The following is a 16,968-nucleotide window of genomic DNA, read 5'->3' on the forward strand; positions in this document are numbered from 1 at the left end:
CCTCAAACAGTGGCGCGGCATCGCGACACGCTACGACAAGTACGCCACCACCTACCTCGGTGGCGTACTCCTTGCGGCGCTACTCATCCACCACCGTGTCCGCAATTAACAGACACGCCCTAGACGCGCTCACCGAAACCACAAGGGAGACATGATATGGGACGATCCGACGGATCCACCACGATCGTCGGCTGCATCGGACTCGGCGCCATGGGCGCCCCGATGGCGACCCAGCTGCTCGATCGGCCCGGACCGCTGGTCGTGTGCGATGCCCGCCCCGAGGCTGTCGCCCCGTTCGTCGATGCGGGCGCGATCAGCGTCCCGACACCGGGCGACGTCGCCGCCCGCGCATCGGTGATCTCGGTGACCGTCCTCGACGACGCCCAGGTGCGCGACGTCGTCACCGGCCCGGACGGGCTGCTGTCGACGGCCCGGCCGGGCACCGTGATCGCGGTGCATTCCACGATCTCCGACACCACCGCCGTCGACCTGGCCCGGATCTGCGCGGACGCCGGCGTCGAACTGGTGGACGCCCCGGTCAGCGGTGGCGCGCCGGGCGCGCAGCAGGGTCGGCTCGCGGTCATGGTCGGCGGCAGCGACGACGCATTCACCGTCGTGTGGGAACCGTTCGGGTATTTCGCGGACCTCGTCGTGCACGCCGGCCCGGTCGGTGCGGGCACCCGGATGAAGCTGGCGCGAAACCTGTTGCACTTCGTGTCGTTCACGGCGGCGGCGGAGGCGCAGCGGCTCGCCGAGGCCTCAGGTCTCGATATCCGCGCGCTCGGCAAGGTGGTGCGGCACACCGATGCGATCACCGGCGGCGCGGGGGCGATCATGTTGCGGGACACCACCGCCGTGATCGTCGACGGCGATCCGTGGTTTCCGATCCTGAGCCATGTCCGCACCCTCGGAGAGAAGGATCTGGCGCTCGCGCTCGATCTGGGTGCGCGTCTAGACGTCGATCTCCCGCTCGCGCTCCGCGCCCTCGCGGACCTCGGGAACGGACTCGGCGTCGGCCCCGGAGAGGCGTCGTCCACCGTCGGCAATCCGACCTGCAGCAAGGAGAACGCATGAGCGACAACGGGTCCCCGATCACGCCGGAGCGTGAACGCGGGGTGGCAATGATGAATCAGGTGTACGGCTGGGATATGCCGTCGGACGTGCCCGGTGATTTCTTCGCGATCACCGCCGACCACCTGTTCGCCGACATCTGGACCCGGCCGGGCCTGAGCCTGCGCGACCGCCGGTTGCTACTGCTCGGGGCGATCGCCGCGCAGGGCCAGTCGGACATTGCGAAGATCCAGATCACCGCGGCCCTGAAGAACGAGGAACTCACCGAGCAGCAGGTCGAGGAGGCGGCGATCTTCCTGTGCCACTACGTGGGCTGGCCGCTGGGGACCGGACTGAACAACGCCCTGATCTCGGTCAAGAGCGAACGCCGGAAGGCGGCGAAGGCCGAGAAAGCGGCACAGCAGGCCGAGTAGTCCGACGATTCGGGCGCACGGCCCGGCCGGATCACCGATACTGATTTATAGAACACGTTCTAGCTGCCGTGCATCGAAAGGACTCCCCCCATGGCCGAGCCGACTTCCGGTACCGATCCCGTCCGCCCCCTGCCCGCCGAAAGCGTCACCACCTGGGACTACGAGTCCGATGTCGTGATCGCCGGCTACGGCATCGCCGGTGTGTGCGCGGCGATCGAGGCGGCCCGGGCCGGCGCCGACGTGCTGGTACTCGAACGGACCGGCGGGTGGGGCGGAGCGGCGTCGCTGTCCGGCGGCTTCATCTACCTCGGCGGCGGCACCCCGCTGCAGAAGACGCTCGGCTTCGACGACACCCCCGAGAACATGAAGACGTTCATGATGGCCGCGCTCGGGCCGGGCGCCGACGAAGCGAAGATCACCGAATACTGCGAAGGCAGCGTCGACCACTACAACTGGCTCGTCGACAACGGGGTGCCGTTCAAGGAGAGCTTCTACAGCCAGCCCGGCTGGGAGACCCCGTCCGACGACGGCCTCATGTACTCCGGTGGCGAGAACGCAGCCCCGTTCAACACGATCGCCACCCCCGCCCCGCGCGGACACGTCCCGCAGATGGCGGACAAGAAGATCGGTGAACGCGGCGGCGGCTACATGCTGATGAAGCCGCTCGCCGAGGAAGCCGAGCGACTCGGGGTGCGCGCCGAGTACGACATGCGCGTGCAGACACTGATCACCGACGGCACCGGCCGCGTCGTCGGCGTCTCCGCGAAGCAGTACGGCAAGGACGTCACGATCCGCGCCCGCAAGGGGGTCGTCCTGGCGACCGGCAGTTTCGCCTACAACAAGGACATGGTGGCGTCGTTCGCGCCGCGACTGATCGGACGTCCCGGCGCCGCGATCGAGGAGCACGACGGCCGCGCCATCCGGATGGCGCAGGCGCTCGGTGCGGATCTGGCGCACATGGACGCCACCGAGGTCGCGTTCTTCGGTGATCCGCAGATGATGGTGCGCGGCATCCTCGTCAACGGCCGCGGCCAGCGGTACGTCAACGAGGACACCTACCCGGGACGGATCGGTCAGCTCACGTTGCTGCACAACGACAATCAGGCGTATCTGATCATCGACGAGGCCGCGTACGAGGAGGCGAAGACCACGCCGACGTCGACGCCGTTCTTCCGGTTCCAGCCCAAGTGGGTCGCCGAGACCGTCGAAGAGTTGGAGTCCGAGATGGGGCTGCCGGAGGGCACCCTGCAGTCCACCGTCGACGTCTACAACCGGCACGCCGCGAACGGTGAGGACCCGGTGCTGGGGAAGAAGCCGGAATGGGTCAAGCCGATCGGCACCCCCGTCGCCGCCCTGGATCTGCGCAACTACACGGCCGGGTTCACTCTCGGCGGGCTGCGCACCAACACCGCATCCGAGGTGCTGCACGTGTCCGGGGAGCCGATCCCCGGCCTGTTCGCCGCTGGCCGCTGCACGTCCGGCGTGTGCGCGTGGGGGTACGCGTCCGGCACCTCGCTCGGCGACGGCAGCTTCTTCGGTCGCCGCGCAGGGATCAGCGCCGCGCGGGGCTGATCGTCACCGTCACCGACTGCCGGACGGTCGGGGCCCGCAACGTCAGGATGCGGGTCCCGGCGTCCCAGCCCGCGACCTCCGCACCCTCGACGTCGCCGCCGTCCGGGAACGTACGGGCCGGCAGGTACACCTCGGTGGGGGCGGTGATCGACAGGTCCGGCAGGTAGGTGAACTCGAGCCGGTCCGCGTCCACCGCCCAACCGCGGGGTTCGCCGGCGATCGCCCGCGGGTACGGACGGTCCAGGGCCGCAACGAGGTTGCGCTGCGAACCGTCTTCCTCGTACGGACCCCAACTCCCGGGATCCCGGGACCAGTAGGAGACGCCCGCCCCCATCTCCCCGGCGGTGTCGTAGACCCGTTCGACGTAGTCGAGGGCGCCGGGCAGGGTGGTGTCGAGACCGAACTCGCCCAGGATGATCGGCACGTTGCCGAGGGCCTCGGCGGTGCGCAGGACGTTGCCGCGCCACGCGTCGATCGTCGCGTCCACCTGGGTGCGACTGCTGCCGGTGTAGCCGCCGCCGAGGTCCATCGGCAGCGGATAGATGTGCGGGCAGTACGCGATCCGCGGGTCGCCGTCGCGGGCGTCGTCGACGGGCCGCAGTCCGCTGGCGGTGCCCCAGTTGGTGCCCATCGCCTGCGGGGCGACGCACACCCACGTGTCCTGGTCGACGGTGCGGATCGCGTCGGACGTCTTCTGGTACAGCGCCGTCAACGGTCCGGCCTCGAACACGGGCCCCTGCACGGTGCCGCCGTACGGTTCGTTCATGAGGTCGTAGGCGATCACCGCGGGATGGTCGGCGAACCTGTCTGCCACCACCCGCCACGCGTCCGCGTAGTGGTCGGTGAGTTCGGGATGATTCCCGGTGGTGTTCCAGAAGTTGTCGAACGCCCGGATCACGCCGGGTTCGAGGTAGTACAGCTCCCACATGTCGTTGTCGCCCACCGGAAGACCGTCCATGTACGTCGCCCACGCGGGAGCACCGTTGCCACCCTCGTCGCTCGGGGTGATAGCGCTCGAGTACAGGTCCTGATGCATGTCGAGCATCACGTGGTAGCCGCGGGCGTCGTACCAGTCGAGACGTTCGGCCACCCGATCGAGGTAGGCCTCGTCGTAGACGCCCGGTTCGGGTTCCACCGCCCGCCACGAGATGAGGAAGCGCACGAAGTTGGTGCCCATGTCGGTGTGTTCGCGATCGAGGTCGGACTCGGTGAACGTCGGCATCCCGTCCGGGGCGTTCTTCGCGGTGTTCGCGGTGTTGAAGCCGTGCAGCACCAACGCACGTCCCGCATCGTCGGTGAGGAACGCGTTCGCCGGGGCCGGGTCGGCCCGCAGCGCGGCACCGACACCACCTGCCAGAACCAACGCCGCGACCGCCGACATCGACACCGCCGTCACCCGTCGCACCAGCTCCCCCTACATCCCGCAAAACCTGAACAACCGTCCTACTTCCTGGCTAGTGTGGCGCCATGGCTGTCCGATCCGGGGCGTTTTCGGCAACACCGCTGGTGCAGCGCATCGTGGCGGGCCCGTGGCCGGCGACCGCAGCCCTGCTGGTCGTCGCGATCCTGTCCGGCACGTGGTCGATCACCGGGCGCGCGCTCACGTTCACCCCCGAACTGCTGATTCCCAGTGCGATCGGGGTGCCGTTCGGGATCCCGTCGCTGCGGGCCGTCCCCCTCGGCGGCACCACGTGGTCGTTCTGGCTCGTCGACGTCGCCGCCGTGCTCGTCATGGCCGCGATCCTGTGGACCCGTCTCCGCCACCGGACGCGCCGCCCGTTCCTCGCCGCATGGGGTGCGACGGTCCTCGCCGTGTGCGCCGGCAACCTCGTGCGGATCGTGTTCACCAGCTTCGTCACCCACCAGGGCCTCGGCAGCTACACCCTCACCGTCCTCCTCGGGCTGCTCGTGTCCGCGCTGTGGGGTGCGGTCGTCGGACTGCTCGTCGGCGTGGTCCATCTGCTCGACGTGCGACGACGCACTCGCGAACCGAGTCGACGACGCGCACACTCGGCACATGCCGATAGTGCAGGTGATAGTCGAGAGTTGGTTGATCGAGGACGGGCAGTATCCGTTCCCGGAGATCGGTGACCGCGCCACCTACGTGGCGAAGAGCCTGCCGGCCGTGCCCGACGGGCATGGCCTGTTCGAGGCCGATTTCATCGGCGCCCCGGACGGCGTCGACGTCACCGGCACCGTCGTCGGCCGCCGGATCGTCACGGTCACGACGGATCCGCTCGTGCCGGGGTATCCGCCGTCGCCCGACCGGACGATGCTGTCCGATGTCCCCGAAGAACTCAGGGGCTTCGACTCGGGACTCGTGCCGACACGGGTCGTGCATCGGAACCCGGACGGATCCGGGTGGGTGACGATGGAACCGCCCACCGATCGACCGTGGGTACGCGAGTCCGGGGTGCTGGTCGACCTCGACATTCATGCATGACGCACGCCACATGACGCCAGTGTGCCGGTGACCACTCCTACACTTCGCGTATGACCGTCGCCGTGACTCGTGCACCGGTTCTCGCGTTCCGTTGGCACGTCCAGCAACTCGATCGACGCCCCGGGTCGGCGTCCGGTGCCACCGACTGCGACGTCCTGGATCTAGGTGTCCAGAACCCGGGTCCGGGCGGGGCGGAGTGGGCGCTGCACGTGCGCGGCGCCCCCGCCGGTCCTCGAACGCATCCCCGGCTGGACGTTCGCCCCGTACCCCGCGCACCCCTCGGATCCACGATTCGACCCGATCCGCGGCTACCTGCGCTTCTTCGGGCCCGCCACTCCGAAGACCGTCGGCGGGGAGATCGTCGGCTCAGCTCAAGGACACGTGCCAGACGAGGGCCGCGGCGAGCGCCCCGATGCCGTTGAGCGACCAGTGCAGGGCGATGGGGGCGAGGAGGCTGCCGCTGCGCTTGCGGAGCCAGGTGAACACGAACCCGGCGGCTGCGGTGGCGGCGACGGCCCCGGCGATGCCGAGGATCTGCCCCATCAGTCCGCCACCGAGGATGCCCGTCAGGCCCTTGTTGCCGGAGGTGAGGCCGAGCGACGACGCGATGTGCCACAGCCCGAACAGCAGCGAACCGGCCGCGAACACACCGCGGGCCCCGGAGACGCGCCCGAGGGTGCCCTGCAGGACGCCCCGGAAGGCGAGTTCCTCGGGGATCACGGTCTGCAGCGGGATGACGATCATCGAGGCGACGAGGGCGCCGGAGACGGTGGCGTAGCGCTCGGACAGGAAGAACTGGCGGGTGAACGGCAGCGCGATGCCGATGCCGACGACGGCGAGGACGAGACCGACGCAGCCGAGTGCGTACAGCGACCCGGATTTCCAGTGCCGCGGCGACAGTCCCAGTTCGGACCACCGCAGTCCGCGGCGGCGGGTGAGGCCGACGAGGATCACCGCGGAGATCGGGACGGTCGCGATGCTGGCCCACACGGTGGTGAAGTGGGCGATGAGGTTCGTCGCAACGAGGACGGCCACGACGACGGCCACGTCCAGCCAGGCGTGCGCGGTACGGATCCGGTGGATACCGGTGGATGTTGCGGCGGCCGGAAGGGCGAGAGTCATACGCAGTGCGGTCCCGTCTCCAATGGATCACCTGCACGCGAGCGACCCGATGTTATGCGTTCGTTACCCCTATCGAGGGTACGCTTCCATGCTCCCCGCGCCCATGATCCAGCTCACGCAACGGCCTCCGTCCTGCCCCGATTCGAGCGCACGAATGCTCGCCGTTAGCCTGAATACGAACTTCACAGCCCCGTGTTCAGGAGATATGCGATGCCGGAATTCCTCTACGAGGACCTGCTGCCGATCGGTGAGGACCCCACCGAGTACCGGCTGCTGACCAGCGAGGGGGTGTCCACCGTCGAAGGACCGGACGGCCGCACCTTCCTGAAGGTCGAGCCCGAGGCCATGCGCCTGCTCACCGAAACGGCGCTGCACGACATCTCCCACTACCTACGCACCGACCACCTGAAGCAGGTCGCGAGCATCCTCGACGACCCCGAGGCGTCGAACAACGACAAGTTCGTGGCGCTCGATCTGCTGAAGAACGCGAACATCGCCGCGGCCGGTGTGCTGCCGATGTGCCAGGACACCGGCACCGCGATCGTCATGGGCAAGCGCGGCCAGCACGTACTCACCGAGGGCGACGACGAGGAGTCGATCGCGCGCGGCGTGTACGACGCCTACACCAAGCTGAACCTGCGGTACTCGCAGAACGCCCCCATCACCATGTGGGACGAGAAGAACACCGGCAACAACCTGCCGGCGCAGATCGAGCTGTACGCGGACACCCACAAGGGCCACGAGAACTCCTACAAGTTCCTGTTCATGGCCAAGGGCGGCGGATCGGCCAACAAGTCGTACCTGTACCAGGAGACGAAGGCCATCCTGAACCCGGACTCGATGATGCAGTTCCTCGAGGCCAAGATCCGGTCGCTCGGCACCGCGGCCTGCCCGCCGTACCACCTGGCGATCGTCGTCGGCGGCACGTCCGCCGAGTTCGCGCTCAAGACCGCGAAGTACGCGTCGGCTCACTACCTGGACGAGCTGCCCACCGAGGGTGCGATCACCGGCCGCGGCTTCCGCGACCACGAGCTCGAGAAGAAGGTCTTCGAACTCACCCAGAAGATCGGCATCGGCGCGCAGTTCGGCGGCAAGTACTTCTGCCACGACGTCCGCGTCGTCCGCCTGCCCCGCCACGGCGCGTCGCTGCCCGTCGCGATCGCCGTCTCCTGCTCCGCGGACCGCCAGGCGAAGGCGAAGATCACCCCGGAGGGTGTGTTCCTCGAGCAGCTCGAGTTCAATCCCGGCCAGTTCCTGCCGGAGGTCACCGACACCGCGCTCGACGCCGACACCGACGGCGTCTCGGGCACCGGCAAGGGTGCCGCCGTCAAGATCGATCTGACCAAGCCGATGCCGGAGATCCTCGCGGAGCTGTCCAAGCACCCGGTCAAGACGCGGCTGTCGCTGACCGGTCCGCTCGTCGTCGCCCGCGACATCGCGCACGCGAAGATCAAGGAACGCCTCGACGCCGGCGAGGAGATGCCGCAGTACCTCAAGGACCACCCGGTGTACTACGCCGGACCGGCCAAGACCCCGGACGGCATGGCGTCGGGCTCGTTCGGCCCCACCACAGCGGGCCGCATGGACTCGTACGTCGAGCAGTTCCAGGCCGCGGGCGGGTCGATGGTCATGCTCGCCAAGGGCAACCGTTCCAAGCAGGTCACCGACGCGTGCGACGCGCACGGCGGCTTCTACCTCGGCTCGATCGGCGGCCCCGCCGCCCGTCTGGCCCTCGACTGCATCAAGAAGGTCGAGGTCGTCGAGTACGAGGAACTCGGCATGGAAGCGGTCTGGAAGATCGAGGTCGAAGACTTCCCGGCGTTCATCGTCGTCGACGACAAGGGCAACGACTTCTTCGCCCACACCGGCGAGGTCACCCTCACGATCGGCAAGCGTCCGGGCCTGTAACTCCTGACGCTACGACGGCCCGGCGGTGCGTACCGCCGGGCCGTCGCGCGTCTGCGGGTCAGTCCCGCGGTGCGACGCCCGCGGGCTGGCGGGTGGCCGCGTTGAGCCGGTTCCACACGTTGATCATCGCGATCTGCGTGGTCAGGGCCGCGAGCTGCTTCTCGTCGTAGATGTCGGCGGCGGCGTCCCACACCTCGTCCGACACCGGGTCCGGCCGGTCGGCGATCCGGGTGACCGCCTCGGTGAGCGCGAGGGCGGCGCGTTCGGCGTCGGTGAACCGGCGGGACTCCCGCCACGCCGCCACCGCGACGACCCGTTCGATGGTGTCGCCCTCGTCGAGTGCCTCACGGGAGTGCATCTCCACGCAGAAGCTGCAGCCGTTGATCTGGCTGGCCCGCAGATGCACCAGGTGCACGGTGCGGGCCGGCAGCCCGGTTCCCTCGAGCGTCTTGCCCAGCGCGAGCAGTGCGTCCATCGTGCCGGGTAGCACCAGCGCGGGCTGGTTCATACGTGCCTTCATCGTCGTCTCCTGTCTCGGTGTGTCCGTACCTCTCTTCTGACGGGGCGAAGTGGCAGAGTGTGACAGCGACCGCCCGTTGCACGATCGATGAGGAGGCGCCGATGCCGACGAGACCGATCCGCCCCGCCGCCGTGTGTGTGGCCGCAGCCGCCGCCTGGACACTGTCCGCCGGAATTTCGGCGGCGTCGACGCCCGCCCCGTTCCAGATCGCCCCGGCCCCGTTCGGGAACCCGAACGGCAGTCTCGACGTGCCACCGAGTCGGTGCGCCACGCTGGTCGACGACGCCGCCCACACGGTGACGGTCGCCGGCAGTCTGCCGGGCCGGTGGGGGTGCATGATCGATGCCGAGGTGCGGTGGCTGAACGTGTCGACCGGGGCGACCGGGTTCGCGCGCATGTCGAACGGGCTGAACGGGTATCCTCCCGAGGCGGTCCTCGGCACCGGGCCGGGGCACGTCGTCGTCACTCTGATTCCGCTGCCGGGGTCGACGACGCCCGGTCTGACGGTCGTCGCGGTGCCGTAACCGTCAGAGCACGAACGGGACGATCCGCCGCGTCCGGCGCATGTACTGCCGGTAGGGTTCGCCGAGACCGGCGAGCAGGACGCGTTCCTCGTGCGGGATCCGGACCAGATATGCCACTGCCAGGATCGACACGGTCAGCGGCGCAAGCCAATTGGTGCAGGCGAGGGTGAATCCCAGGGCGCACACCAGCGCCCCGCTGTACGACGGGTGCCGCACGTACCGGTAGAGCCCGGTGTCGACCACCGCCTGCCCGGGGACGGTCTGCACCCGGAACGTGAACGACGCCCCCAACTCGTGCACGGCCCGCAGCCGCATCGCCTGTCCGGCAACGGCGATCGCGAGTCCGCCGACGAAGTACCACCAGGCTCCGGTCGTGAGCACCGTCGCCGGAACCAGCACGCTCACAGCGGGCCCTCCGACGTACACGGCGGCAAGTCCGACACCGAGCACCGGACCGGTCCACGCATCGTTCGGATGTGCACCGTCGGGGTGGGTGCGTCCGATCCGGAACTCCGAGACCAGGAATGCGACGACGGCGACCACGAGGATCACCGCCGCAACAGGATTCGATGCGAACAGCGGTAGCGGTTGCCCGTCGGTCATCTCAGCCGTCCCGGCGGTCGGTCCGACGGGGTGATCGTCTGCATCGTGATCGTCCTTCCGGTCGTCGCCGCGAGCGTACGACGGCGTCCGGCCGGCCGCACCACTTCCAGCACTTGGACGCTCGTCCAAATTTCTTTCGGTGAAACGCCCTGTTCGTCCGCCGCGTCGGGCTATATTTCGGTCGCGCACCGTCCCGCGCACGCGGTCCCACCTCCGGAAAGGTCCCCGATGAACCTCAACCTCGTCTCCCTGTTCCCGTCGCTGATCGGGACGATCGGCAATCTCCTGAACTTCGGCAGCACGTTCCGCTTCAGCTGAGCACGAGCCGTCCTACGTGCCCTTGACGTTGACGATCTGCCGCAGTGCGTGGCGGATCGTCACGAGGTCGCGGGCGTCGTCCATCACCACGTCGATGTCCTTGTAGGCGTCGGGGATCTCGTCGACCCATTCCACACCGTGCCGGTACTCGATGCCGCGCATCCGGTCGGCGAGATCCTCGGCCGTGAACCGCTTCCGCGCCTGGGTGCGGGAGAACCGGCGGCCGGCGCCGTGCGGGGCCGAGCACAGTCCCGACTCGCTGCCCCGGCCGTCGACGATGTACGAGCGGGTCCCCATCGACCCGGGGATCACCGCGGCCACCCCCTCGTGGGCGTCGACGGCCCCCTTGCGGGTGAGCCACACCGTCTCCCCGTAGTGCTCCTCGCGTTCGGTGTAGTTGTGGTGGCAGTTGATCCGCTCCTGCTCGTCCACCGACTCCCCGATCCAGTCACCGAACACCAGCGCGAACCGGTCCATCATCTCGGCGCGGTTCAGGTACGCGAAGCGCTGCGCCCACCGCAGTTCCCGGATGTAGTCGTCGAACTCCGGAGCACCCTCGGTGAGGTAGGCGAGATCCCGGTTCGGCAGTGCGACGCCCCGTGCCCGGCACAGGTCCTGCGCGATCCGAATGTGCTTCTGCACGATCTTGTTTCCGACGCCACGGCTCCCCGAATGCAGGAACAGCCACACCCGGTCCTGCTCGTCGAGGCACAGTTCGATGAAGTGGTTGCCGCCGCCCAGCGAGCCGAGTTGCTCACGCCAGCGCGGTGAGTGCGACAGGTCGACCCCGTCCGCGGCCGCCCGCTCCTCCAACTCGGCGATCTTGCTGCGGGCGAACCACGTGTCGAGCGACGTCGTCAGGTTGTAGTTGCCCGGCGACAGCGGGATCGCCGCCTCGATCGCCTCCCGCAGCTCCGCGAGCGTCCGACCGCTCCCCCGCACCCGATCGACGTCGCCGGCATCGAACTGCGTTCGGGCCGCGATCATTCCGCACCCGATGTCGACACCGACCGCGGCCGGGATCACCGCGCCGCGAGTGGGGATGACAGTGCCGACCGCCGACCCCTTACCGGCGTGGGCGTCCGGCATCAAGGCGACGTGCGGGAACACGAACGGCATCGACGCCGCCTCGAGGGCCTGCGCCAACGTCTCGTCCTCGAGACGACTGGCCCAGCTGAACAGGCGGCTGCCGTGCGCGGTCGGTGTCACTGCTCTTCTCCGGTCGGGGATGGTGTCGTCCTCGACGGTACGTCCACCTCCGGTGAAAGCGACAGCGAATTACCGGTCGGCGCTACCCTGGATCTCCACGTCGGTGCCCCGTGCGATCGTCGTCGTATGAGTGAATCGGATCTGACCTATCGTCCTGCCACCCGAAAAGACGGTTCCGAACCTGTTGTCGTCGAAGGGATACCGACGACGCGAACGCTGCTCGACTTCTGGCGGTGGTCGGCGTCCGACGTACTCGGCAATGCCGCTCGTGGACTTCTCGCGGAGTATCTGGTCGGCGGTGCCCTCGGATGCACCGACGACACGGTCCGAACTGAATGGGATGCCTACGATCTCGTGTCGCCGGAGGGAACGAAGGTCGAGGTGAAGTCCGCGGCGTACCTGCAGAGCTGGCATCAGGATGCGCCGTCGAAGATCAGCTTCGGAATCGCACCGACAGTCGGCTGGGACGCTCGGACCAACTCGTACTCATCCGAACGCCGACGTCAAGCCGACGTCTATGTCTTCTGCCTCCTAAACCATCGGGACAAGTCGACGGTGAATCCACTCGACACCGGTCAGTGGACGTTCTATGTGGCGAACAGCCGAACGATCGACTCGATTGCAGGGGAACAGAAGTCGATCACACTGTCAGCATTGGTCACGCGCATCCGGCCGACCGAGGTCGGCTACAGAGGACTCGCTGGTGCTGTTCACACCATCGCGTACTGATGCGCCCCTACTCGCAGGCGACACCGTCCCCGTCGCGGTCGAGTTTGCTGCTGTATCCGGGCTGTCCGGCGTAGATCGGCGCCGCACCGGCGGCGCGGGCGGCAGCACAGTTCTTGTAGTAGACGTTGCCGCCCCCGACCGGAGCAGGTTCGGGAGCGGGAGCCGGTGCCGGTGCCGGTGCCGGTGCCGGTGCGACGAGCGGGGCGGGAGCGGGTGCCGGTTCCTGCCGGATCGGTGCCGGAGCGGCCGGCGGTGCGACGGTCGTGGACCGACTCACGACGGGCGCGACGGTGCGGGCCGTCTCCGGGGCGCCGCCACTGCAGTCGGCCAATACCCGTGCGATGGCATCCTTTTCGGCCTGCGTCACCCACAGCCCGTAGGCGGCCTTCACCTCGACCTGACGGGACACGTACGTGCACCGGTACACCTTGTTCGACGGCAGCCAGGTCGCGGCGTCGCCGTCGCTCTTCTGCTGGTTGGCGGGGCCGTCGACGGCCTGCAGGTTGCGCGGGTCATTGGCGAAGTTGCGGCGGGTCTGCTCGTCGAGTTGCTGCGCACCCTTCTGCCACGCGTCGGACAGGGCGACGATGTGGTCGATCTGCACCGCGTTCGACGTGCCCTCACCGCGGGTGAAGTCGATGGTCGTGCCTGTGTAGGCGTCGGCCAGTGTTCCGGTGAGGACGGTGCAGTTGTTCGAGCCGGGCTTGATCGTGATGTTCGTGAGGTCCCGGCGGAGGATGTCGTTGCGGGTGTCGCAGCCGTTGTGGCCGCCGGCGACGCTCACATCGTCGGTCCAGGCCGACCCGAACAGATCCCGGTCGTAGCCGGTCTTCGGGGCCCGGCCCTTCACCGGCAGCGCCTCGAGCGCAGCGAACACGACGGTGCTGTCCTGGCCGGGTTGCGCGGCCACGGCCACCGCGGTCGTGACGCTCGTGGTCGTCGGGCGTGCGCTGGCCGTCGTGGTCGTGGCGGCAACGGTGGTCGTGGTCGTCGTCGATGCGGTCGGCTCACCGCCACCCGAGCAGGCGGTGAGCACGACGACGGCGCCGAGCACGGGCAGGGCGAAACGCACGGGGCGGGAGAGACGCATGGTGTTCCTCGAGGAGACGTGGGGAGGTCGTCGGGACATCTTCTCCATCTCCCCGCCGCCGCGGGCTGTTACTGCGAAAGTCACTCGACGTTTGCCGCAGCAACAGCCCGCGGCGAGCCGAAACCAGACCGGTGGAATGATGGTCCGCGTGCCGATGCCTTCACCGCTGCCCGTCCGGAACGGGGTCGGGCCGACGCGGCTGCGGGTTCCGACGTCGGGGCCGTGGGCGACGATCGCGGAGTACGTGGTGGCGCGGTTCGACCATCTGGACTCCGGTGATCTGTTGCGGCGGTTCGATGCCGGCGAGATCGTGGGCGCCGACGGCTCCCCGATCGGACGCGGCACGGCGTTGGGGGCGCACGTGTTCGTCTGGTACTACCGGGATCTGCCGGTAGAGGTGCCGGTGCCGTTCACCGAGGAGATCCTGCACGTCGACGACGACCTCGTGGTGATCGACAAGCCGCACTTCCTGCCGACCACGCCGGGCGGACGGTATCTGCAAGAGTCGGCGCTGGTCCGGTTACGGGTCCGCCTCGACAATCCGGATCTGACGCCGATCCACCGTCTCGACCGCGCGACGGCCGGCCTGGTGATGTTCTCGGCCCGGCCCGCGACCCGCGGCGCCTACCAGTCGCTGTTCGAGAAGCGGCAGGTCACGAAGGTGTACGAGGCGGTGTCGGCGCTGCCGACCGGCTGGGATGCGCAGTCCCCGGCGCTCGCCGGACATCCGGTTCCGGTGCTGTACCGCAACCACATCGAGGCGCGGCGCGGCGAACTGCGAGTGGTCGTCGACGACACCCGTGAACCCAACTCGGAGACGCTCATCGAGGTGCGCGGAATCGGGGTGAGCACCTCGGGACGTGCTGTGCTGCACACGATTCTGCGCCCACACACCGGACGGATGCATCAGCTACGGGTGCACCTGTCGGCGCTCGGTATCGGCATCCTCGGCGACACCTGGTACCCCGACCTCCTGCCCGAGACGCCCGACGACCACGCTCTTCCGCTCCAATTGCTCGCGCGGGAACTGGAATTCATCGATCCCCTGTCCGGGGCGGCGCGGCGGTTCGTCACCCGGCGGACGTTGAGCGAGGCTCCGGTCAACTGACCGCTACCGCGGGTGGTTACTGCGGACGGCACTCGACCGTTGCCGCAGCAACCTCCCGCGGCGGCGCGAAAGCGGACGGCACCGGAATGGACCGGGCGCTCTCGATGTTCCACCCGCCATGAGCGCCCTCGGTTCCTATCCGTCCACGGCCGACGACACCTTCGACCTGCACGCCGACGACCTCCACCACCTGCACGCCCAACAGCACGCGTGAATCCTCTTGGCCTTCAACCGGTTACTGCATCGGAACACGACGCAGCGACGGATCAGGCGTACGACCGCATGGCATGCCACGGCAGCCGGGAGGAGCAGGCCGACACGGCACGGACCCCGAGACGCCGAAGCTGCGCGGCCGACGGGTTTTGCTGCCTATACTCCGACCATGCTGATCATCGGGATAATCCTGTTCGGGTTGCTCGTCGGTGCCGCCGCCCAGCTCATCGTGGGCAAGTCCAAGGGCGGAATCGACTGGGGCCTGGCGTGTGCCGCAGGTCTCGTCGGTTCGCTCGTCGGCGGCCTGCTCATCAGCCTGTTTGCGGGCGACGGTCTCGCTCTCCGACCGAGCGGCATCATCGGCTCGCTCGCCGGCGCGATCATCGTGACCGCCGCCTGGTCGTGGTGGAAGTCTCGGGCCGCGGCACCCGGCGCGCGGTAGCTCAGCGAAAACAGGCGCTCACCAGTACGTTTTCCGTACTGGTGAGCGCCCGAGCTGGGGTGATGTAGCCCCGCTAAACGTTGAACCTGAACTCGACGACGTCCCCGTCCTGCATGATGTACTCCTTGCCTTCCATGCGGACCTTGCCGGCGGCTTTGGCGGCGTTCATGCTGCCGGCGTCGGCGAGGTCGTCGAAGGAGACGATTTCGGCTTTGATGAAGCCGCGTTCGAAGTCGGTGTGGATGACGCCGGCGGCCTGGGGGGCGGTGTCGCCCTTGTGGATGGTCCAGGCGCGGGATTCCTTGGGGCCGGCGGTGAGGTAGGTCTGCAGGCCGAGGGTGTGGAAGCCGGTGCGGGCGAGGGCGTGGAGGCCGGGTTCGGTCTGGCCGATGGAGTCGAGCATTTCCTGGCGGTCTTCCTCGTCGAGTTCGAGGAGTTCGTGTTCGACCTTGGCGTCGAGGAAGACAGCGTCGGCGGGGGCGACGGAGGCGCGCAGTTCGGCGACCTTCGCGTCGTCTGTGAGGACCGATTCGTCGGCGTTGAAGACGTACAGGAACGGCTTGGTGGTGAGCAGGCTCAGCTCACGCAGCAGCGTGAAGTCGAGCTTGTCCTTGACGCTGAACAGGGTCTTGCCCTCGTTGAGGATTTCCTGCGCCTTGAGCGCCTCGTCGTGCTGCGCCTTGAGGTCCTTGTTCTTGCGCGCTTCCTTGTCCAGACGCGGGAGCGCCTTCTCCAAGGTCTGCATGTCGGCGATCACGAGTTCGGTCTCGATGACCTCGATGTCGGATGCCGGATCGACGCGGCCGTCGACGTGCACGACGTCGTCGTCGGCGAACACGCGCACGACCTGGCAGATGGCGTCGGCCTCACGGATGTTGGCGAGGAACTTGTTGCCCAGGCCGGCGCCCTCGGAGGCGCCCTTGACGATGCCGGCGATGTCGACGAACGACACGGTCGCGGGCAGGATGCGTTCGGAACCGAAGATTTCGGCGAGCTTCACCAGCCGCTCGTCCGGCAGTTCCACCAGGCCGACGTTGGGCTCGATCGTGGCGAACGGGTAGTTCGCGGCGAGCACGTCGTTCTTGGTCAGCGCGTTGAAAAGGGTCGACTTGCCGACGTTGGGGAGGCCGACGATTCCGAGGGTAAGGCTCACAACCCTGGGAGTCTACGGGAGCGGTGGCCGGCCGCGATCGGGACCGGCCACCGCCGCCGGTCACCGGTAGTAGGTGGTGCTGGTGTCGGCGCTGTTCGCAGCCACCGCGATCACGATGATCACGAAGATCACGTACAGGGCGACCAGGCCGGCGAAGACGCCCACCGCGATCTTGCCGAGTGTCTTGACCCGCTCGGACGCGTACTGTGCGCCCATGTAGTCGCCCGCCGCCCACTTCGGGAAGATCGAGTGCAGGTGGTTGAATGCGACGAACGCGAGCGGCCAGAAGCAGATGAGGGTGGCGACGGCCCAGCCGGCATTCGACGGCGGCGGCGTGGGCGCTGCCCCGTATTGGGCGGGTGCCGGACCCGGCTGGTACTGCGGCTGCGGCGGGTACGGCTGCTGCGGGTATCCGGTCGGCGCACCGAACGGTTCGGACGGGCCTGTGGTGTAGTTCGGTTCGGACATGGGATCCCCCTGGATTCTGACGAACGTGCTGTCGGCAGAGACCGTAGCCCAGACCGATACGT

At 68.2% G+C, this 16,968-nt stretch carries 18 protein-coding genes; 10 read left to right on the forward strand and 8 right to left on the reverse strand.

The features are described 5' to 3' along the window. Window positions 1-156: 156 nt before the first annotated feature. The 3 genes from E0497_RS11745 to E0497_RS11755 all read left to right on the forward strand — a co-directional run bounded on the left by E0497_RS11745 (window position 157) and on the right by E0497_RS11755 (window position 3,056). The gene (locus E0497_RS11745) at window positions 157-1,074 is read left to right on the forward strand and encodes an NAD(P)-dependent oxidoreductase (RefSeq protein WP_137724982.1); all 918 of its coding nucleotides are present in this window, start codon (window positions 157-159) and stop codon (window positions 1,072-1,074) included. Beyond that, entirely contained in the window at window positions 1,071-1,484 is a 414-nt protein-coding gene (locus E0497_RS11750; RefSeq protein WP_137724983.1) for a carboxymuconolactone decarboxylase family protein, read from the forward strand. Before E0497_RS11745 ends, E0497_RS11750 begins: the two co-directional genes overlap by 4 nt. Before the next feature lie 90 nt (window positions 1,485-1,574). After that, window positions 1,575-3,056, forward strand: a complete 1,482-nt coding sequence (locus E0497_RS11755) for an FAD-dependent oxidoreductase (protein ID WP_137724984.1) — start codon at window positions 1,575-1,577, stop codon at window positions 3,054-3,056. On the opposite strand, the gene E0497_RS11760 is transcribed toward E0497_RS11755, so the two are convergent. Continuing rightward, window positions 3,037-4,461 carry a cellulase family glycosylhydrolase gene (locus E0497_RS11760; protein WP_241665844.1) on the reverse strand — a complete coding sequence of 475 codons (1,425 nt, stop codon included), beginning with the start codon at window positions 4,459-4,461 and terminating at the stop codon, window positions 3,037-3,039. The two genes, E0497_RS11755 and E0497_RS11760, sit on opposite strands and share 20 nt — an antisense overlap. A 62-nt stretch (window positions 4,462-4,523) precedes the next feature. Here E0497_RS11760 and E0497_RS11765 point away from each other — a divergent pair, with 62 nt between their 5' ends. Both E0497_RS11765 and E0497_RS11770 read left to right on the forward strand, forming a co-directional pair. Next, complete coding sequence (locus E0497_RS11765) at window positions 4,524-5,147, forward strand: hypothetical protein (RefSeq protein WP_241665845.1); 624 nt, start codon at window positions 4,524-4,526, stop codon at window positions 5,145-5,147. Then, on the forward strand, window positions 5,074-5,499 hold the full coding sequence (locus E0497_RS11770) for a hypothetical protein (RefSeq protein WP_137724985.1): 426 nt from the start codon (window positions 5,074-5,076) through the stop codon (window positions 5,497-5,499). Before E0497_RS11765 ends, E0497_RS11770 begins: the two co-directional genes overlap by 74 nt. Window positions 5,500-5,865: 366 nt before the next feature. On the opposite strand, the gene E0497_RS11780 is transcribed toward E0497_RS11770, so the two are convergent. Beyond that, window positions 5,866-6,621, reverse strand: a complete 756-nt coding sequence (locus E0497_RS11780; protein ID WP_137724986.1) for a CPBP family intramembrane glutamic endopeptidase — start codon at window positions 6,619-6,621, stop codon at window positions 5,866-5,868. A 210-nt stretch (window positions 6,622-6,831) separates the two neighbouring features. On the opposite strand from E0497_RS11780, the gene E0497_RS11785 reads away from it, so the two are divergent. After that, on the forward strand, window positions 6,832-8,529 hold the full coding sequence (locus E0497_RS11785) for a fumarate hydratase (protein WP_137724987.1): 1,698 nt from the start codon (window positions 6,832-6,834) through the stop codon (window positions 8,527-8,529). Between the two features lie 58 nt (window positions 8,530-8,587). Here E0497_RS11785 and E0497_RS11790 read toward each other — a convergent pair whose 3' ends face one another. Then, window positions 8,588-9,049 carry a carboxymuconolactone decarboxylase family protein gene (locus E0497_RS11790; RefSeq protein ID WP_137724988.1) on the reverse strand — a complete coding sequence of 154 codons (462 nt, stop codon included), beginning with the start codon at window positions 9,047-9,049 and terminating at the stop codon, window positions 8,588-8,590. Between the two features lie 101 nt (window positions 9,050-9,150). Here E0497_RS11790 and E0497_RS11795 point away from each other — a divergent pair, with 101 nt between their 5' ends. Next, window positions 9,151-9,573, forward strand: a complete 423-nt coding sequence (locus tag E0497_RS11795) for a hypothetical protein (RefSeq protein WP_170312953.1) — start codon at window positions 9,151-9,153, stop codon at window positions 9,571-9,573. Window positions 9,574-9,576: 3 nt separating this feature from the next. Here E0497_RS11795 and E0497_RS11800 read toward each other — a convergent pair whose 3' ends face one another. Together E0497_RS11800 and E0497_RS11805 are read right to left on the reverse strand one after the other, a co-directional pair. Beyond that, window positions 9,577-10,176 (reverse strand): methyltransferase family protein, encoded by a 600-nt coding sequence (locus tag E0497_RS11800; protein ID WP_137724989.1) that lies wholly within the window; start codon window positions 10,174-10,176, stop codon window positions 9,577-9,579. A 330-nt stretch (window positions 10,177-10,506) separates the two neighbouring features. After that, window positions 10,507-11,703 (reverse strand): RtcB family protein, encoded by a 1,197-nt coding sequence (locus tag E0497_RS11805; protein ID WP_170312954.1) that lies wholly within the window; start codon window positions 11,701-11,703, stop codon window positions 10,507-10,509. A 126-nt stretch (window positions 11,704-11,829) separates the two neighbouring features. Here E0497_RS11805 and E0497_RS11810 point away from each other — a divergent pair, with 126 nt between their 5' ends. Further along, window positions 11,830-12,432, forward strand: coding sequence for a hypothetical protein (locus E0497_RS11810; protein ID WP_137724991.1), 603 nt, complete (start codon window positions 11,830-11,832; stop codon window positions 12,430-12,432). A 7-nt stretch (window positions 12,433-12,439) separates the two neighbouring features. On the opposite strand, the gene E0497_RS11815 is transcribed toward E0497_RS11810, so the two are convergent. Further along, window positions 12,440-13,522, reverse strand: coding sequence for a GmrSD restriction endonuclease domain-containing protein (locus E0497_RS11815; RefSeq protein ID WP_137724992.1), 1,083 nt, complete (start codon window positions 13,520-13,522; stop codon window positions 12,440-12,442). Window positions 13,523-13,661: 139 nt separating this feature from the next. Here E0497_RS11815 and E0497_RS11820 point away from each other — a divergent pair, with 139 nt between their 5' ends. Continuing rightward, window positions 13,662-14,630: a pseudouridine synthase gene (locus E0497_RS11820; protein ID WP_241665849.1), complete on the forward strand. Its 969-nt coding sequence runs from the start codon at window positions 13,662-13,664 to the stop codon at window positions 14,628-14,630. A 382-nt stretch (window positions 14,631-15,012) separates the two neighbouring features. After that, a complete protein-coding gene (locus E0497_RS11825) occupies window positions 15,013-15,285 on the forward strand; it encodes a GlsB/YeaQ/YmgE family stress response membrane protein (RefSeq protein ID WP_137724993.1) in 273 nt (90 codons plus the stop codon). 73 nt (window positions 15,286-15,358) lie between these two features. On the opposite strand, the gene ychF is transcribed toward E0497_RS11825, so the two are convergent. Then, the gene (gene ychF / locus E0497_RS11830; RefSeq protein ID WP_137724994.1) at window positions 15,359-16,438 is read right to left on the reverse strand and encodes a redox-regulated ATPase YchF; all 1,080 of its coding nucleotides are present in this window, start codon (window positions 16,436-16,438) and stop codon (window positions 15,359-15,361) included. A gap of 60 nt (window positions 16,439-16,498) precedes the next feature. Next, window positions 16,499-16,906 (reverse strand): CD225/dispanin family protein, encoded by a 408-nt coding sequence (locus E0497_RS11835; protein WP_137724995.1) that lies wholly within the window; start codon window positions 16,904-16,906, stop codon window positions 16,499-16,501. Window positions 16,907-16,968 lie beyond the last annotated feature (62 nt).

It is taken from the genome of Prescottella subtropica, assembly GCF_005434945.1.
In the GTDB taxonomy this organism is placed as follows: Bacteria; Actinomycetota; Actinomycetes; order Mycobacteriales; family Mycobacteriaceae; genus Prescottella; species Prescottella subtropica.

What these genes read in the sequence shown, in the direction of transcription:
- E0497_RS11745 (WP_137724982.1), top strand. Translation starts at nt 157, where the DNA reads ATGGGACGATCCGACGGATCCACCACGATCGTCGGCTGCATCGGACTC.
- E0497_RS11800 (WP_137724989.1), bottom strand. Translation starts at nt 10,176, where the DNA reads ATGACCGACGGGCAACCGCTACCGCTGTTCGCATCGAATCCTGTTGCG.
- E0497_RS11785 (WP_137724987.1), top strand. Translation starts at nt 6,832, where the DNA reads ATGCCGGAATTCCTCTACGAGGACCTGCTGCCGATCGGTGAGGACCCC.
- E0497_RS11835 (WP_137724995.1), bottom strand. Translation starts at nt 16,906, where the DNA reads ATGTCCGAACCGAACTACACCACAGGCCCGTCCGAACCGTTCGGTGCG.
- E0497_RS11790 (WP_137724988.1), bottom strand. Translation starts at nt 9,049, where the DNA reads ATGAAGGCACGTATGAACCAGCCCGCGCTGGTGCTACCCGGCACGATG.
- E0497_RS11765 (WP_241665845.1), top strand. Translation starts at nt 4,524, where the DNA reads ATGGCTGTCCGATCCGGGGCGTTTTCGGCAACACCGCTGGTGCAGCGC.
- E0497_RS11750 (WP_137724983.1), top strand. Translation starts at nt 1,071, where the DNA reads ATGAGCGACAACGGGTCCCCGATCACGCCGGAGCGTGAACGCGGGGTG.
- E0497_RS11820 (WP_241665849.1), top strand. Translation starts at nt 13,662, where the DNA reads ATGGTCCGCGTGCCGATGCCTTCACCGCTGCCCGTCCGGAACGGGGTC.
- E0497_RS11825 (WP_137724993.1), top strand. Translation starts at nt 15,013, where the DNA reads ATGCTGATCATCGGGATAATCCTGTTCGGGTTGCTCGTCGGTGCCGCC.
- E0497_RS11810 (WP_137724991.1), top strand. Translation starts at nt 11,830, where the DNA reads ATGAGTGAATCGGATCTGACCTATCGTCCTGCCACCCGAAAAGACGGT.
- E0497_RS11815 (WP_137724992.1), bottom strand. Translation starts at nt 13,522, where the DNA reads ATGCGTCTCTCCCGCCCCGTGCGTTTCGCCCTGCCCGTGCTCGGCGCC.
- E0497_RS11770 (WP_137724985.1), top strand. Translation starts at nt 5,074, where the DNA reads ATGCCGATAGTGCAGGTGATAGTCGAGAGTTGGTTGATCGAGGACGGG.
- E0497_RS11780 (WP_137724986.1), bottom strand. Translation starts at nt 6,621, where the DNA reads ATGACTCTCGCCCTTCCGGCCGCCGCAACATCCACCGGTATCCACCGG.
- E0497_RS11755 (WP_137724984.1), top strand. Translation starts at nt 1,575, where the DNA reads ATGGCCGAGCCGACTTCCGGTACCGATCCCGTCCGCCCCCTGCCCGCC.
- E0497_RS11795 (WP_170312953.1), top strand. Translation starts at nt 9,151, where the DNA reads ATGCCGACGAGACCGATCCGCCCCGCCGCCGTGTGTGTGGCCGCAGCC.